We start from the raw sequence: 17,611 nt of genomic DNA, 5'->3' as shown, positions 1-17,611 counted from the left end.
TTTCCAAATGTATGGAAAAGCCGGTGAAATAAAAAAGCGGCCAGCCACATCAATTATGAAAATAATTCAGGCAAACCGGAATAGGGTTATCTTTAGCAGTAAATTATTTTCCATGTCGAAACCCGTCATCCGCCTCGTCAGATCGCATTTATTAAAGGATTTCCCGTCAGGGTCATCCATTAATTATTATGATGGAAAACTCTACCTGGTCGGCGATGACGCCAATAACCTTCTGATCCTCGACAATACCTATAAACAGATCGACATGATCCGGTTGTTCAACTATCCCGATAAACGGATCCCGAAAGCGGAGAAAGCAGATCTTGAAAGCGCTACCATAATTACCTTAAACAATAAACCGCACCTGTTTATCATCGGCTCAGCTTCCACCGAAAAAAGAAAAAAAGCCCTGCTGATACCGGTGCAAAACGAAAAGGCCGGCTATGCCAATTTATTTAACCCCTTCTTTTACCAGGAAGCCTTCCTGAAACAACTACAGGTAAAGGGCATTCCGGAAATGAATATCGAAGGCGCCACCATGATGGGCGACAATCTGGTGCTAAGCAACCGGGGCAATAATGCAAAGCCCATTAATCACCTGGTGATCACACCCATCAAGGCTATACAGGCGCCAGCGCAACAAAAAGACTTTTCGGTATCGGTCATACCGCTTACATTGCCCGTACGGTCAAAAGCATTTACCGGTGTTTCAGAACTGTGTTATGTTGCATCGAAAGACATCCTGCTGGTCACTTTATCGGAGGAAGCTACTGATAATGCTTATGATGATGGCGCCATTAGCGACAGTTATCTGGGCTGGGTCAATAATGTTTCGAAAAAAATGAACCATGCTACCCTTGCTTTGGATGAAATGATCAACCTGTCGACTGTAGATAAAGCGTTTACCCAACAAAAAATTGAAGGACTTTGCGTTGAATCTGTAAAGGATGCTGCATTAGATATTCACCTGGTGAGTGATAATGACAATGGTGAAAGTAAGCTATTCCATATAAAGGCGGAAGGTTTAACGCTTAAGGCTTAACGCTCGTTTCCACGAAGAGTCGCCTGCATCCTGAGATTTGTATTTAATCAGGGTTTGCCTTTTGCATGCAGCTTACCGCCCCGGGCGTTTTGCGTTTTGTGTATATTTGCTGCTTATTATTAACGCTCAACGTACATCCATGGAAATGCGCCGTTCGTTAACTGCCGCTGTGTTTATACTTTCTTTGTCGTCCTGCGCCCGTAAAATAACGGAGACCGGCAAGGGCTCTTATTATGCTGATAAATTTCAGGGTCGCAGAACCGCCAGCGGCGAAAAATTCAGCCAGCACAAACTAACAGCCGCGCATAAAACCCTCCCTTTTGGCACCAAAGTAAAAGTGATCAATGTTTCCAACGGCCGTTCTGTAAACGTTACCATCAACGACCGGGGTCCATTTGCGCCTGGCCGCATTATCGATGTCTCTAAAAAAGCTGCCCAAAAGCTGGGCATGGTAGATGCCGGCGTGGCTTCCGTTGAGATCAGGTATAAAAAGAAGAAGAATTAAGTGGGATATAATAAGAGTTGAGACCAGACTGATGTCTGATCTCAACCACATGCCAGTTATTTTTCTATCAGTATAGTTTGCTGAAGCGTACCTGTATTGCTTTTCATTACCAGGCGGTGTACACCGGCAGCGATAAGCGGCAGCGATATTGTATGTACAGCGCTGCCTCCATTGTGTACGATCTTTTTACTCAGCACCTGCTGACCAGCCACATTGTAGAGGCTTAACAGATAAATCCCTTTTTCCATATTGCTCATCTCTACAGTCAGGGGCTGATCTTTCAGCGGGTTCGGGTAAACCTGAAAGCCTGGTTTTCCGTTCGCCATTTTTACGCGCATGATATCACTATACTCATTGTTACCATTCAAGGTTACAGATCGGATCCGGTAATAAGCGATATCGCTATTAACCTGCCTGTCGAACCACTGATAACTGGCGCCTGACCCATTGTTGCCTTTCGGCAAGAGCCTGGCTGCCGCTGTAAATGTGGTGCCATCGATGGATTCTTCAATTTCATACTGAAGGATATCCTTTTCCGATGCCATTGACCATTCCACTTGTACGCCTGACTCTTTCTGATAAGCTTTTAGGCCCGCAACTGACAAGGGCAATACCGTACAACCGGTGTAGGATGTCATGGCGCCCGGACCGCATACATTGGCTACTTCACTGCGCGCCTGAACATAGTTACCGCCTGCCAGATCATTAACTCCCAATGTCCTGTTGGCGCTGCCGTTAAAAATGGCATAGTGCATAATGGCGCCCGGACTGATCACATGCCCTAACTGATGGCCATGGCCCAACTCATGTACGGCCACTGTTTCAAAATCATATTCCGTGCCCGAAGGAGTGGCCGGACCATATTCCCAGGTATAGGTAGGGGCAATATTACTGCCTTCATCGAAAATGATATCGAGCTCGCTCACAAACCATTGAATGGTTGGGCCGGATGCACAACCCGACCAGTAAGTATAACATACACCCAATACACCGGCAGATAAGGGTGCAGCATTGTCAAAACAAATGATATTGGTGCCATCGGATACAGCGTCATTGATAGCAGTAGTAGCGCCAATCGTCCAGTTTATTTCAGTGCCGGTACATCTCCAGCTATCAAAAGCACGGACAAAAGAAGCTCTTGCCGCAGCATTGGCATCGAAACCAGTATTCATCCGCCAGGTATACCCACCGGAACCATTGTCGTTTATATGATCTGGCTGGTAGGCAACAGTACCGCTGCCCGGATCGAAATCTACATTCAAATGAGCATAGGTGATGGTAAGCGTAGCAGCACTGGTTTGAACAGCGCCCTGCACCACCCGAACTACACCCGTTCCCGCATTACTGGGTACCTGCACCCTGATTTCTGTATCGGACCATGAAATATATTGCGATTGAAGCGGTGAAATAAAGCTGGCGCCGCCATCGTCGGCATTCCTGAACTGAACATAGCCTGAACCCTGGGTAGCACCAAAACTGTTACCGGTGATCGTTAATATGCTGCCCGTACCTGCAGTAATGGTGGTTGGACTAAACCCTGTTACCGCCAACGGCATGGGTGCCGCCAGTGTATTCACATTACTGCTGCTGCTCTTGATATTAAAGGCCTTTTTTTCGGTATACTTCAGTGAAGGAGAAATATGTTTGTATAACTCGTTCTGTACATCATGGTATTTATGAAAGGGATCGGCAGCCTCCTGATGCTGCAGGTCGTATTTAATAAATCCCTGCTTCGAGCCATAAGCTTCATAACGGGAAACCGCACTGGCAGTCGGCGGCAATGCCTTTACATGTTTGGGCGTTTCGCAAAAGAAGATGCCGGTTTCGCCCGGGCTAAGGTGTAACAGGGAATTGGTACTGATCTTGTCCAGGCCAACGACACCACCTTCGGTGATAATTTCAATCTCATCTGCTGTAACCATTCCTTTAAAGACCTTATACACTTCTACCAGGTTACTGGTATAGATCATCGTATGATCATTGTTCCAAAAAGAATTTTGCGAGGTAACTTTTCCTTCAACGATAAGATCAGACTTGTTGGTGCGCTGATCGAGGTTCAATTCCTTCAGGAAACATTGGGATGATGCGCCAAAATAAATGAACAGGCTGCAAATACAGGCAAGGGTTTTTTTCATTGAATTTGGAAGGTTTGGGTTAGGGTCTTACGGATACTTTAAAAAAGATTACTATAAGACCACAAAAACGGTAATTTTAACAAAATGTTGTTTACCAACCAGCAAGGATATCAACAATAAGCCACCGTTCTTCCCCCTCGTCTGTTTCAACTTGTTCGGTACTAACCCTTTACCTTCAAATTTACTATCTGGCAAAACCAGCCGCTTCGATGATGGCATCGGCAAAAGCTCTTGGCGCTTCCTGGGGCAGGTTATGACCAGCTCCCCCCGTTATTGTATGATGGGCATACCTGCCGGTAAATTTAGCGGCATACTTTGCCGGATCGGGATGCGGTGCACCATTCGCATCTCCTTCCAGCGTAACGGTTGGCACTGTAATGACCGGGGCGGCGGCCAGCTTCTTTTCCAATTCTTCATACCTGGCTTCTCCGGCTGCAAGTCCCAACCGCCAGCGATAATTATTGATAACAATGGCCACATGATCAGGATTATCGAAAGCGGCGGCAGACTTTGCAAATTCAGCTTCTGTAAAATTCCATTTGGGAGAAGCCGTTTGCCAGATCAGTTTCGAAAATTCGCGCCGGTTGGCCTCATAGCCCTTCTGACCGCGTTCGGTGGCAAAATAGAACTGGTACCACCACGATAGCTCAGCCTGGGGCGACAAAGGCGCCTTATTCGCCTGCTGACTGCCGATCAGGTAACCGCTTACCGACACCAGGGCTTTTACCCGCCCGGGCCACAGGGCCGCCACAATATCGGCCGTACGCGCGCCCCAGTCGAAACCGCCGAGGATCGCTTTATCGATCTTCAGCGCATTCATGAAATCGATCACATCCACCGCCAGGGCCGATTGCTGGCCATTGCGTTGTGTTTGCTCATCAAGAAAGCGGGTGCTGCCGTAACCACGCAGGTAAGGAACCAGCACTCTATAACCTTTTCCTGCCAGCAGCGCCGATACTTCGGTGTAACTATGAATATCGTATGGCCAGCCATGCAGCAGAATAACCGGTTGCCCGTCAGCCGGTCCCACCTCAACATAACCTACATCAAGCAGGCCGGCCCTGATCTGTTTGATATTTTCAAAAGTGCCCTCTGATCTGTTCTTGCTTTGGGCCTGTACAGCATCCATTCCACTTATTACAGTGGCAAGGATCATAGCGGATATAAGTAAAAAGCGAAAACGGCCCTTGTTTATTGTTAATTTCATAATAGCTGATTTCTTAATGGTGAATAGTTTTATTTAGTTGGTCACTGCCACAGTTCGAGGTGCAGCGTATAATTTTCTGAACATGATATAGGTCACTGTCACCATGGTAAAGGCAATGATGGCGTCAATGGTTGCCGCAAAGCCAAGCACACTTAATTTAGAGAAGAAGGCAAAGATGATATCGAAGAATACACCTGCAAAAACCCATTCTTTCAATCGTAGTAACCGGTTAGGTATTAACAGCACCACTACCCCGGCCAGTTTAGCCACGCCCAGCAGGTAAATGAAATGTGGCGGGTAACCTAGTTGTAAAGTAATGTCCCATACGAGCGGGTTTTTGATAAGCTCACAAACACCACTCGTTCCAAACCATAATGAGGTTAATACAGTGCCTGTCCAGTAAATCGCTTTGGTAGTTTTCATATTCATTATACTGTTTGTTTTGTGTTAATTGATGACACAAAGATGTTGTATGGCTGGCTTATGGCTAAGCAGAATCCCGCGAAGTAGACAAATTAAAGCGCCGGCCGGGCAGTTAGGGCGGCGAGTTTGCGGCAGGGCGGAGAATGCCCCTAAAACTTCGTTAAATCAAGGGCCGGGATTGTTTTCCACTGTGAACTGAAATACCTTACCGTTAATTTAGCTGTTGATTACCGGTTAAATTATTAGCCCATGCGGAGAAGATCTACACTACTTAAGATTGCATTCTTTAGTGTATTGGTAATTGGCCTGATAGTTATACAGTATAGCTGGCTGACATCACTACAGCAAAACAAATTACAGGCATTCAAATCTCTCGTAATATCATCAATTGAGAACACCCGGGCAAATATCCCATTCACCAGGTCGCTGAATGATCTGTCAGACACGCTGTTTACAGACCTGCTGCAACGATCATTTTCCGCAAACGGATTAAGCAATATCAGCTTTGAATATTCGATCGGTTCAGGCACCGCTCAATTGGCATCGCGGGGCTTTGGGCAAAAATTAGCAGATGACCCGCAGAACCTGGTCTTTTATTATGAATTCCAACCAGATATTGAGCGGAAAAATACGGCTGAACTGCTAACGGTGGTTATACCCGCTTATAAGAAGATCGTGTTTACCGATATGGGCTGGATCATTACTGCCTCTGCACTGCTTACTATTTCGGTACTCGCCATATTTTGTGTTGCTTTTATCATCAGCGAGCGCAAACAGCAATTTTATGAGCACAGCACCCATGCCATAAAAACGATGATGCAGCAATTGGAGACGCCACTGAGCACAGTGTCAATAGCAGCAGAAGCGCTGCACAATGCCCAGGTAATGCATGATTCAGCAAAGATCAACTATTACCAGCAGATCATTCAGGAAGAGAACAAACGAATGCATGAGCAGGTGCAGAAATACCTGGGCGATCTTTAATCAGGTATCCAATTTCTTTAAGATGATTTCTTTTTGCTGCCCAGCTCTCAATAGGCCAACAGTCTGCCACAGGAGATAATACTTACCCATATAATGATAGAAGCAATGGCATGATAGCGGGCGGTAGCCCATTTTGCCGGAACATACACCCTTACATGAAAGAGCCAGGCATTAAAGGCAGCCAGCAATAACAGCAGTAATTTCAGGCCAAAAACCGGGTCGTTCGACAATGCCATCGCATTGGTTGTAAATAATAACAAACCTGATGGTAAGGCCAGGAGAAGTCCGCGCTTTGACCACTTTAATAAATACCTGCTTTCTATTACAGGTTTTGTATGGGCGGATAATAATTGGATATCGAAAAACAGCGCGCCGCCGGCGACCAGCACGATCCCTACAATATGAATGATCTCAATGAAGGGATATAACCATGTCGATTGCCGGATGGCTGCCGCCAGTGCAGATGCTTCGATCCATCGGAATACCACAGTCAGCGCAATTCGTATTTTACATTATCAACAAAGATCCTTTCAGCACGCATCTCGTCTTTTATCTTTTTATGCGGGTAGCCTACTACCCGTAACTTGCTTCCTTTAGTGATCTTGTCTGAAGGCACACCTCTTGACTCCATACGGCTGGTAGGCGCCAGGATCACCAACCAGGTTTTCTTCTTGTCCTTTACCCTTGCAGTAGCATGGGGATTTTCAAATGTAAATTCTTCAACAGTGCCAACGTAATCGAGTGTTTTGTTCTGATCGTAGTTTGTCCAGCCATGATGATATGGCATGAATGAGAACGCCAGAAGCGTCATTACAGCAATGACAAGCAATCGTCCCTTTTTCATGATAAATGATTTTGATGAACAAGTGTTAGTAAGTTACCGAATTTCCGGCATCCAAAAAATGACACCATTTTCTTTGCTGAATCTCAAACCCAAATGACTCATCTCTTATTTAATTGTAATAAACACACGCAATTTCCATCGCCTCAAACGTTCCTCACTTTTTACTTTGATTTGTGGTTTTTTTTCTCCAATTATTACCTTCTTGTTAACCAGCTAACTTATGAATTTCACTAAGGAAAAACCCCTACCATGGTTTATGCAAATTTACTGACGCACCGTATATAGTTCAGAATTATCCCCTTTCAGGCATTATATTTGTCAAATAACGCGAAATACTCTTTTAGAAAACTCAAAAAGACCTATGATGAACACCACTTTAAGGAAATTCATCCGGTTAGCGTCATCTATCGCAACCGAAATATCTCAACTGGGGGCTATTAAAAAGAAATCCGTGCCGGCTCCTATAAAATGCATGCCAGACACTTTATCGCAATTTCTGGAACAATCCCAATTACATCGTAATTCATTTTACCGAACCAGGCAGTGATCGCTGATTTCTTGCTGACCTTTCACAGGTAAGTATTTGCAGTCGTATGTACTGACGGGAAAAAAACGTTTCGTCTACACGTAATTCCTCAACCGGGGCAGATTTGGAAAATTAGTCCGAAGATGTCAGGGGACTGTTATTGCCGTGCAGGAAACGAAACAGTAATGAGTGATCAGATCGGGAGATAACGCAACAGTTGAATAATCACTTTAAGAGTATTGAAAAGTTACTTCTGACTTAATTGTCAGTGATGCCTATCCTATTGTCCTTATGGAAAACCTTATCTACAGCTTAAGCTAATTTTTTCGATCCGGAAGCGTATTCTATGGAAGCAGTATGATCCGACTAACCGAAAGCATAATAACACAACCTCGTTTCTTGGTTATCGTTGTGCCTGTTAGTTCAAGAATCAATCAACTAAAATTAGCCGGTGTGCCGTGTTCTCAGTTGTGCACCAGGATGTGGCATACGCAAGTGTATGCCCCACAGAAAGAAAAGTAAACTGAAAAGTTAATGATGTGCCTTCGCGGTTAACGTATCACAGCTTTTAAAAAAACAAGCTAGTGAGGCGATAGGGAGAGCTCTGTCCTTGATGTTAACCATGACAGCAAAGTGAGATGCTGTATTTAAACAAATTAATTAATAACCTCAAATGAAAACACCGATGCGTAACTCAGGCAAATTTTTTAAAAACCAGCGCTGGCTGGCCGTTCCCTTACTTGTAGCAACCTTGAATTCCTGCAAAAAAGATGCGATTGTACCGCCCATTGAAAGCGAATCAGAAAGCACTATGAATGAACTCGTTTCTACAAAAGCCATTGGAGATATTATTTGGCAGGAGAATGCAGACGGAAGCTGGTTCGATAATTCTTATGCAAAATTGCAGGCAGCAGCTTCTTACTCAATTACTGCCTCTACGGCTCAACGTTATAGTGGTACCAGATCAGTTCGTTTCGAATTAAGAGATACTGATCCAGAAGTTCAAAGTGGAACCAGAGCTGAAATAACCTTCCCCGTTTCAACAAACAACAACCGCTGGTATTCTTACGCTATGTATGTTCCCAGCGCTGATTATAAACCCGATGCAACCGATGAGGTGATCACCCAATGGCACCAGGGTGGTGGCACTACGCCGGCACTTTGCTTACGCACAAAAGATGACAAATTATGGCTGCGTGTAATGAGCGAAACCTGGATCGACCTGGGCCAACTGGATAAAGACAAATGGCATACCTATGTATTGCATGTGAAGCATACCGCCGGCTCCGACGGTTTAATCGAGATCTGGCGCGATGGTGTGAAGATCCTCAATCGCACCGGTCCGAACAGCTATCCCATTAACGACACGTATCATCTGCCCTTCTGGAAATTCGGTATTTACAAATCATACTGGAATGGCACCCGTACCTCTTCTACCAACAAAAGAGTACTTTACTTCGATGATATAAAAATGGGTACTGAAAATGCTACCTATAATCTGATGGCGCCAACCGGCAGCAGCACTACACCGGCTGCTCCCGATGAGACCACCGAATCAAATCCAATTACAACCACACCAACTACCGGAAACACAGTATCAGACCTGGTGCTGGTAAATGCCGAGACGGAAAGAGATGTGTTGTCAATTAAAAACGGACAAGTAATAAGCCTGAAAGCGCTGGGTCTTACCAAAGTAAACATCCGGGCGAATACAAGCACTACAGGCAGTGTAAAGTTTGAGCTGAGCGGCAAGCAAAGCAAAACTTATACTGATAGTAAAGCTCCTTTTGCTTTACATGGTGATGATGGAAGCGGCAACTTCTATTACGGCAACTGGAATCCGCCTGCATTAGGCACGTATACGCTGAAAGCGACTCCCTACCAGGGCGATAACGCTACCGGCACTGCAGGTGCTACCCAAACGGTCACTTTCTCTATAGTACAGTAATGAGGGTTATTAATATGTAAACATAAAGCCCTTCCGACGCATCGGAAGGGCTTTTTTTTATGCTCTTATTTGATTAAATTCTATTGATCGACAGACTCAAATGGCATAAAATGCATTTCATGGTGGTTCACAGCATCATGGCTGCTGAAGCTGTTTTTTTCAATAATAAAATTTCCCAGCACCAATACATCCAATCCGGTAGTAAAAAAGCATCGGATTGCATCATACGGTGATTCTACGATCGGTTCGCCCATCACGTTGAAACTCGTATTCAGCAAAACGGGAACACCGCTCAGTTTCTCAAACTCTTTCAGCAGGGTATGAAACCTGTTATTGGTTTCCGAATGAATAGTTTGCAAACGAGCCGTTCCGTCTACATGCGTAATTGCGGGAACCACTTCGCGTTTGTCAGGCAACACATTGCATACTTTCAGCATAAAGGGATCGGCTACATGCTGTTCAAAGTATTTTGGAACATCTTCTATCGGACAAGAGGGTGCAAAGGGGCGGAATGCCTCCCGGTGTTTCACTTCTGCATTCACCTTATCTTTCATGTGTTTGAGGGTTGGATTGGCCAGGATACTGCGGTTACCAAGCGAACGGGGCCCGATCTCCATGCCACCCTGGTACCACCCTACGATTTTCCCTTCATTAAGAATTTCAGCCGTTTTCTCTTCTATATTGAAATAATAGTTTGCCGACAATTTGCAGGATTTGATAATAATTTCAATTTCCTTGTTACTATAACCAGGCCCCACATACGGATCTGTATGTACAAAACCGCGTTTGTTTTTCAGTATACAATTATATAAATAATAAGCAGCCCCAAGTGCTGTACCGTTATCGCCTGCCGCAGGCATCAGGTAAATGTCTTTAAAACCACTTTCCCGAACGATGCGGCCATTGGCAACACTGTTGAGCGCAACGCCTCCGGCAAGAACCAGGTAATCTTCTCCTGTTTTTTTATGCAACCCACGGGTCAGTGTAAGCATGCATTCTTCCAAATGAAGCTGAAAGGCAGCGGCAATGTCGAGGTGATGCTGTTCGAATGGGGCTCGTTTGTCTTTATTGCGGGGTTTCCCGAAAACCTCAACGAATTTGGAACTGTACCGCACCGGACTATAGTACTGGTACTTGAAATAACTAAGATCTACGCCAATAGAAAGATCGTCGTTGATCCAAAAGGTCTTGGAGACTTTATCATAAAACTTTTGTGGATTGCCTAAAGGTGCAAGCCCCATCGTTTTTCCCTCATCGTAGTTGGGAATGAAACCGCAGAATTGGGTGACCGCTTCATATACTGATCCCAGAGACATTGGAAAATAGTCCTGTCTGAAACAGGTATAATTGCAATCTTTTGCCTTTCCCATAAAGGTGGTCGCCCATTCCCCCGAACCGTCAACAGACAAGAGCGCAGCGCTTTCGTATGGTGAGATCAAAAAAGTACCTACGACATGTGAGAGGTGATGAGGAATAAAATGAACCGGCGGCTTATGAGCATTTTTGAAAAAACTTCCATACCAATTTTTTAAACGCTTGCGCTTCCAGAACAAATTCATCATCAGTTCCTGCCAAATGAATTTACGGCCGTGCGACAGGTTCTTCATGCCATAAAAAAGCTTTTTTCCCAAACACAATGCGGGGTCTACAGATACAGCAATATAATCAATGTCAGCCGGCGTTAACCTTGCTGCCTCCATACATTTATTAATGGCTTGAACGGGAAAATCGACGGTGTGCTTTTTCCTTGTGAGCCGTTCTTCTTCAATTGCAACAACAAGAGCTCCGTCTGACACAATACAGGCCGTGGAGTCATGATAATAAAAGTTGATTCCAAGAATGTTCATAAGCTTATTTTAGGTAGATGTGGTAAGTAATACAGATAAGTAACAAGACGCCTTTAAAAAGGGAACAGAAAATTGTACACTAATATAAGGATGAATATATTCATTTTAAAATTTCCTGTTCAAAATCATTTCAATAAAAAACATTACTGGTAATTGTGAGATGCATGCTATGGATCCCGAGCGAGATAGATATGATCAGTACTACCGGGTATTGTCAATAGTAATAGCATAAACATAGTGTAACAGCAGTTGGGAACCGCAATAAAGATGATCTCTGTCATACTTTTTCAAAAGGGAATATTTAATTTTATTTATTGAATATTTTTGTACATTTACTTTATTACCGATCTTTAATTATGGTTCCGTGGCCGAGTTGGTTAGGCAGAGGTTTGCATAACCTCTTACAGCAGTTCAAATCTGTTCGGAACCTCTGACCCAGGGACCGCTTAATGCGGTCCTTTTTCATTTACACGATCAATAATAACCGATTACTTCTGCCGAAATACGCATGTAAAATACCGGTATGCTTTTGATAGCAAGTTGTCACCGCCGCAACATAAATCCCCTCGATGTATAAGAAAGGCTTTTTTTAAACTCACGCATGCAAAGCCCGTCAATACTTGTAGATAATTGGTAACTTCATGATCAGAAATTACCGTATAAAAACGACACGGGAAAAGCGCCAAACTAAATCAGTTGACTGTGAACCGGAAAGAACAAATAATACTTACGTTGCTGTTACTATGGGGTACCATGCTTTACAGCCATAAAGAAAAGCTTCCTGCTAATGCCGGTCCTTCGGCCGTTACGAAACAACGCTCCCCTATACTTTACCAACTCGATTTCGAAGACAAGGATCCGCTTCCCTCCTTTTTAACCAAACAAACAGCCACCGATTACGCCTTACAAATAGTCGATCGCCCTGTGTATACCGGCAAAAAAGCTGCTCGTTTCGAATTAAGGGACGATGACCCGGAAACCAATAATGGAACAAGATCCGAAATATTATTTCCCGGCCCTGATTCTAAAAGCAGCCTGGAGCGTTGGTATGCATTCGCCGTGTACTTTCCAAAAGAAGGTTTCGATACAGACAGCAGCGATGAAGTGATCAGCCAATGGCACCAGGGCGGAAAAGCTACTCCTTCACTGTGCATCAGAACAAAGAACAACCAGCTAAGGCTCCGGATAAATCCCCGCATCAAGGGCAAAAAAGTGATTGAAATGGGCCCCGTTGAAAAGAATAAATGGCAGTATTATGTGATCCATGTAATACATTCCGCCGAACCGGATGGACTGGTTGAGATCTGGCGCAATGGCGCCCCGGTCGTAAACTATAAAGGCGCGAATATGTATGAGCTCAACAGCGGTGATTTCCATACACCCAAATGGAAGCTGGGAATTTATAAATCGGCCTGGAATAAATCACTGCCTACAAACACCCATAAAAGAGTGCTTTACCTGGACGATATTAAATTAGGCAATGAACGCGCTTCCTTTGCTGATATGGGACCGGATAAAACAGGGCCTAAGCCCTGATCTCTATTCGATGCGTGACCCCGCTGCTGCCAGCGCGTTTACAAACAATCCATCTTCTGCCTGAAAGTGATATCTGTTCTCTTTGTTTACAGCGGTATCAATTACATTATTAACAAAATGTGGTAACCGGCTTTTTGCAGCAGGATGGTAATAAAACCCCTTAATGATCATCTTCCTGTCAGTCGCCTGGCTGTTATTCACCTCATCTGTAAAACTTTCTGCATGGCTGAACCAGACACTGGCCATCAACCGGCCGTTTTCGATCCAGGTATAACAATGTTGCCCGGTTTCCAGGCGGCGCATAGCATTCGCAAGGAATTCCCATTTTGCCGCACTGCTGCCTTTACTGAATTCATATTGCATCAGGTCTTGCAGATTGTCTTTCTGCAGTGGTATTACTGCTCCTTCCGGTAACGCATAACTTTTTACCAGGAAAAGCTGTTGCGTCTTTTTCCGCTCCAGCTTTTTAGCCACTTGTTTAAGAGCATACCCAACGCTCAGATGTTTTGCCATATAAGCAAACCACTTTATTTTTAATTCGACCGTCATTGGTCTCATCTTCCAGGCTACCAGGCGGGCATGCAGCCACCGCTTGAATTTGCGCTTTAAGCGGAATTTTGCATTATTACTGATCACCAGTTCATGTACATCATCGTGCAGATTGGCAAGGTCATCTTTATAAGAATCATAACCTGGTGAAAGATCAAAATACGGCACTCGTTCGTCTGACAACTGTTTAGCCAGTAGTATAAAATGTAAAAATCCCGGAGAATACATACGGGCGTAAAAAGGCGCATGACAATTAATGCCCGCCAGATGTGCCCAGTTTCCACCCACCACCAATACAACTGCCGCCATTATTTTTCCATTCACCCGCATTACGGTTACATGAAGCATTTGCTGGCGGAACATTTCCAGCAGGAATTTTTTCTTATCGGGATCTTCTTTGAAAGGATATTTATTGAACATGGCGCTTTGCCGGAAATCGTATTGTTCTGCCATGTCATTGAGGCTGTGCTCAAATGTTTCCAGATCATCTACCACCTCGAAACGAAAATCGCCTAATTTTTTAACGCGGTTAAGTTTATGTTTAAAATGCTTTCTGCGCCGGAGTGATCTTTCTACCTCCGGATCTCTCAAATTTATGATAGGCCGGTCAAACGACTGTATAATGCTAACCCCACGCCATTGCTTATCGTTTTTCGCCCAATCGAACGGCGTTCCGGGGGGCAGGAACCTGAATGAAATGGTATGACCGCCAAATCGCTTCGTTAATTCGGCCATCGCTTTTTTAATAAATACATCTCCATCTGCTGCACCTGCCAGCCATACCTGGTATTCCGCTTCATAATGACCTGCTCCTGTAATACGGCCGCCTTTTGCAGGAACCTGGCCGTCATTAACAGCACTGTTTAATAAAGCCATCGGCAGCAGTCCTTTCAGCTGCCCTCCTTCTACTCCTGTAAGAAGAATGGGCAGATGTTGATTTTTATAACTTTCATACCAGGCGGTCACAAATTTCCGGCTTTGAAAAATGGTAGCCCAGGGACAGGATTCAAATAACTGGTCCCAGCTTTGTTGAAAATCGGGGTCGTTCGAGAGCAAAGAAAGTACAGCCTCACCGGTCATCACCTCAATAGAATAACCGTCACGGGGCCTCATATGGGAATTGATAAAAGAAGTTGTCCTGAATTCTGGCAACGCACTTTCCAATAACCCAGTTTTTGGATTAGCTGCAATATTCATACATTAATTTTAATAGTTTCCGTTTACGTTTAAGGTTTGATTACTTAAGTCGCTGAAATCCGGCCTTTGTAAATAACAGATCGTCATTGCTGTCTGTAACTATATAAAATTTGTCGTGAAGATTATCAACCGCCAGTTCATTAGCTATTGATCGTAAAAAAACGGGAAATTGCTGCTGTGCTTTAGGATGGCAATACACGTTAGACAAGGTAACAATAGTCCCTTCCGTTATACCTTCAATATTATGATCAGCTGGAGATGATGGCTGGTTAGTGACCCAGGCGCAACCCAATAACCGTCCATTTTCAGCCCAGGTATAACAATGCCCCCCTTCTTCAAATCGCCGCATAGCATTTGACAGGAATTCCTGCTGGCTGTTCCTTACATCGCGGGGGTCATAATTCATCAGGTTGTTCAGATCGTCTTTTCTAAGATCTACATTGCCGGGGACTGCAGCATTCTTTTCTACAATCCAATATTTCATTGTCTTGCCGGGCTTCTTCCATTTGGCGGCCAAAAAGGAAACCCCTGCAGAGAATCCCTGCCTGCCTACATTCATCAATGTTTGCCGGTACTGAGCAAGACGCTGTTTTCTTTTCTTTAATTTTTCAGGCTCGAGACCAACCAGAACAGTTGCCTTTTTTAAATAACGGTTCACCCGGAAGCTCATGCGGCTTTTAAGACCGTAGTATTTACTTCCTATGCTCAGGGTATAAGCAACTGTGTGCTCAGTCGCCAGTATATCCTTATAGGCATCGGCCCCCGGAGTAAGGTCGAAGATCTGCACCCCTTCCTGTGCCAGCATTTTCCCGAGCATCAAAAAATGAATGATTCCCGGCGAATGTTTGGCATATGCCGCATCAAAGGAATTAATGCCCTGAAGATGCAGCTGCCGGCTGTTTCCCATGCCTACATTGGAGGCAATTATTTTATCATTGATCTTTAATAATGTTACATGCAGCACATTCTTTTCGAACAGTGACAGAAAAAACGGTTTTCTGAAGCGGTCGTTCTTAAAAGCCATTTTGTTGTACATGGCCCCTTTTCTGAAATCGTTCTGTGTGGCCAGTTCATCAAAGACCGAAGCAAAGGTGGCATAATCGGTGATCCGCTCAAATATAAGCTCTCCCTGCCTTTTCATCCGGTTCACTTTTTCGCGCCGGTTCTTCTTTTTGAGTTCGCTGGTTAAATGTTCATCATTAATTACCATTAAAGGTTGCCGGTTTGGCATTACAACACAGCGCTGTTTCCATGCAACATCTTCCTTCGCAAAGTGTAATGAAGTGCCGGCAGGTATATACTTAAGAAAGATCTTATTCTTTGGAAATTGTTTGGTAACGGCCTTCAAAGCACCCTTGATAAAGGTTTCGTCCAAATCACCATCTGTAAGCCATACCTGGTACTCGGCCTGGTTGGTACCGGCGCCGGTTATCAGTCCGTTTTTTCCTTTCGTTAAGGTAAGCAGTCCCGTAAGTTTGCCTGCATATTCGGTTTTCACCAGGATGGGCAGAAACTCTTTTTCATAGAACTGGTACCAGGTGGCAACAAAGGATGGGCTTTGAAATACCGTTGCCCAGGGGCAGCTATGGTATAGTTGGTTCCACTTTTCGAGGAATCCGGGATCTTTAAGCAGGTTCAGAACATCTTCACCCATCACTAATTCGGGTGCGCCTGCAGGTGTAGAAGTAAATGCTGTTACTGTTTTTTCTTTGGTTGCTGTTGCGATCATGGGGTTATAGGGTTAAGTTGTTTTGTTGTCGCTCTGTGCAATGCTTCTGTCACCTGCATCAACTCAGAGGCGGTCAGTTCCTGGTGAACCGGCACTGCGAATACCCGGTTCCGGAACGCCTTGCTATTTGGAAAGTCATCTACCGGTAAAGATGGATGGGCATTTCGCCAAAAGAGCAATCCCTCCACTCCATAACGCCGCAGTTTTTTAAGCACTTCATCTGCATCATCCACTTCAACCGGGAAAGCAAATGGAGAGGCGCCTTCGGGCAATGTTTGAAACGGCCGCGGCACCAAATGCCGGTGATGTTCCAATAGGAATTTATAATTTTCTCTCCGCCGCCGGGCTGTTGACTGGTCAACCAGTCTTGGCAGCAGACGCATTGTTAAAGAAGATGCCAGCGTGAATGGGTCGCCCAGGTCAAACTCCTTATGGGGATTGTGGCTCTTTTTCTTTAACTTTTTCATCATGGGTTTTACATATAGATGGATCGACCCGATCACTGCCGAACGTTCTGCAATCCAGTTGACATGGCGTTTCAAAACACCCCATCTGCCTGATGGATATTTCGATTTTGGCAAAGCAGGCGGAATATTGGTAACCACCGCTCCACCATCGGGAATACCGTAGGTTTTATACAGGCAAAAAACGCCCGCATGCCCGAAAGTACCAACGGGCCTGTTATCTATTTCAGCAAGAAATGCCTGAGCTGCATCCTCAAACAGCAAAAGCCCCCGTTCATCGCACCATTGGCGCCAACGGAAGGCATCCTGAGGAAAACCAAGATAATGGATGAGGTATAGAACTTTAACATCCGGGGTGAGCATGTCATCCAGTTTTTGGGGGTCGGGCTCCAACAATTCAGTCACTTCATAATATCGGATTTTTACACCTGCCTGCAGTAGCGCCTCAATTTCACATCCATGATGATAATCCGGCACCAGCACCACATCGTCGTTGCCTAAGCCCAGGGTTCTGCAGGCGTTCCAGATAGCATGGCGTGCCCTGGAATATACCCGGCACCCTTCAACGTTTAACGGAAAAGGCTGCCAGTTGGATATTTGCCGGAAATGTACATTGAGTGGCAGGGTTGGCCAGATCGAAAGTCGGCGTGCGTAATACATTTGATGTTTTTTTAA

General features: G+C 44.8%; 14 protein-coding genes and 1 tRNA gene. 6 read left to right on the top strand and 9 right to left on the bottom strand.

The features are described 5' to 3' along the window. Window positions 1–112: 112 nt before the first annotated feature. Complete coding sequence (locus JT717_RS13705) at window positions 113–1,042, top strand: DUF6929 family protein (RefSeq protein ID WP_205511046.1); 930 nt, start codon at window positions 113–115, stop codon at window positions 1,040–1,042. Between the two features lie 145 nt (window positions 1,043–1,187). Continuing rightward, window positions 1,188–1,547 carry a septal ring lytic transglycosylase RlpA family protein gene (locus JT717_RS13700; RefSeq protein WP_240348076.1) on the top strand — a complete coding sequence of 120 codons (360 nt, stop codon included), beginning with the start codon at window positions 1,188–1,190 and terminating at the stop codon, window positions 1,545–1,547. A gap of 56 nt (window positions 1,548–1,603) precedes the next feature. On the opposite strand, the gene JT717_RS13695 is transcribed toward JT717_RS13700, so the two are convergent. From JT717_RS13695 to JT717_RS13685, 3 genes are all read right to left on the bottom strand, one after another. After that, window positions 1,604–3,682, bottom strand: coding sequence for an IPT/TIG domain-containing protein (locus JT717_RS13695; protein WP_205511044.1), 2,079 nt, complete (start codon window positions 3,680–3,682; stop codon window positions 1,604–1,606). A 184-nt stretch (window positions 3,683–3,866) separates the two neighbouring features. Then, entirely contained in the window at window positions 3,867–4,889 is a 1,023-nt protein-coding gene (locus tag JT717_RS13690) for an alpha/beta fold hydrolase (protein WP_205511043.1), read from the bottom strand. Between the two features lie 33 nt (window positions 4,890–4,922). Next, window positions 4,923–5,312: a DoxX family protein gene (locus JT717_RS13685; protein ID WP_240348074.1), complete on the bottom strand. Its 390-nt coding sequence runs from the start codon at window positions 5,310–5,312 to the stop codon at window positions 4,923–4,925. Between the two features lie 249 nt (window positions 5,313–5,561). Between JT717_RS13685 and JT717_RS13680 the strand changes: the two genes are divergently transcribed. Further along, window positions 5,562–6,296, top strand: coding sequence for a hypothetical protein (locus JT717_RS13680; protein WP_205511041.1), 735 nt, complete (start codon window positions 5,562–5,564; stop codon window positions 6,294–6,296). Window positions 6,297–6,343: 47 nt separating this feature from the next. On the opposite strand, the gene JT717_RS13675 is transcribed toward JT717_RS13680, so the two are convergent. Continuing rightward, window positions 6,344–6,784 (bottom strand): hypothetical protein, encoded by a 441-nt coding sequence (locus JT717_RS13675; RefSeq protein WP_205511040.1) that lies wholly within the window; start codon window positions 6,782–6,784, stop codon window positions 6,344–6,346. Between the two features lie 2 nt (window positions 6,785–6,786). Continuing rightward, complete coding sequence (locus tag JT717_RS13670) at window positions 6,787–7,140, bottom strand: DUF6152 family protein (protein WP_205511039.1); 354 nt, start codon at window positions 7,138–7,140, stop codon at window positions 6,787–6,789. A 1,199-nt stretch (window positions 7,141–8,339) separates the two neighbouring features. Between JT717_RS13670 and JT717_RS13665 the strand changes: the two genes are divergently transcribed. Beyond that, window positions 8,340–9,614 carry a polysaccharide lyase family 20 protein gene (locus JT717_RS13665; protein WP_205511038.1) on the top strand — a complete coding sequence of 425 codons (1,275 nt, stop codon included), beginning with the start codon at window positions 8,340–8,342 and terminating at the stop codon, window positions 9,612–9,614. Window positions 9,615–9,694: 80 nt separating this feature from the next. Here JT717_RS13665 and JT717_RS13660 read toward each other — a convergent pair whose 3' ends face one another. Next, window positions 9,695–11,461 (bottom strand): carbamoyltransferase family protein, encoded by a 1,767-nt coding sequence (locus JT717_RS13660; protein WP_205511037.1) that lies wholly within the window; start codon window positions 11,459–11,461, stop codon window positions 9,695–9,697. Window positions 11,462–11,819: 358 nt separating this feature from the next. On the opposite strand from JT717_RS13660, the gene JT717_RS13655 reads away from it, so the two are divergent. Both JT717_RS13655 and JT717_RS13650 read left to right on the top strand, forming a co-directional pair. Then, a tRNA-Cys gene (locus JT717_RS13655) sits at window positions 11,820–11,891 on the top strand. Window positions 11,892–12,163: 272 nt separating this feature from the next. Then, window positions 12,164–12,997, top strand: coding sequence for a polysaccharide lyase family 20 protein (locus JT717_RS13650; RefSeq protein ID WP_205511036.1), 834 nt, complete (start codon window positions 12,164–12,166; stop codon window positions 12,995–12,997). Between the two features lie 3 nt (window positions 12,998–13,000). On the opposite strand, the gene JT717_RS13645 is transcribed toward JT717_RS13650, so the two are convergent. From JT717_RS13645 to JT717_RS13635, 3 genes are all read right to left on the bottom strand, one after another. Further along, window positions 13,001–14,659 carry a GNAT family N-acetyltransferase gene (locus JT717_RS13645; RefSeq protein WP_205511035.1) on the bottom strand — a complete coding sequence of 553 codons (1,659 nt, stop codon included), beginning with the start codon at window positions 14,657–14,659 and terminating at the stop codon, window positions 13,001–13,003. 124 nt (window positions 14,660–14,783) lie between these two features. Next, window positions 14,784–16,472 carry a GNAT family N-acetyltransferase gene (locus tag JT717_RS13640; RefSeq protein ID WP_205511034.1) on the bottom strand — a complete coding sequence of 563 codons (1,689 nt, stop codon included), beginning with the start codon at window positions 16,470–16,472 and terminating at the stop codon, window positions 14,784–14,786. Further along, on the bottom strand, window positions 16,469–17,596 hold the full coding sequence (locus JT717_RS13635; protein WP_205511033.1) for a DegT/DnrJ/EryC1/StrS family aminotransferase: 1,128 nt from the start codon (window positions 17,594–17,596) through the stop codon (window positions 16,469–16,471). The genes JT717_RS13640 and JT717_RS13635 overlap by 4 nt, the downstream gene beginning before the upstream one ends. Between the last annotated feature and the right edge of the window lie 15 nt (window positions 17,597–17,611).

Source organism: Longitalea arenae (assembly GCF_016924755.1).
Lineage (GTDB): Bacteria > Bacteroidota > Bacteroidia > Chitinophagales > Chitinophagaceae > Niastella > Niastella arenae.
The sequence above is the reverse complement of the archived record's forward strand: the minus strand, read 5'-3'. Positions and strand labels throughout refer to the sequence as shown.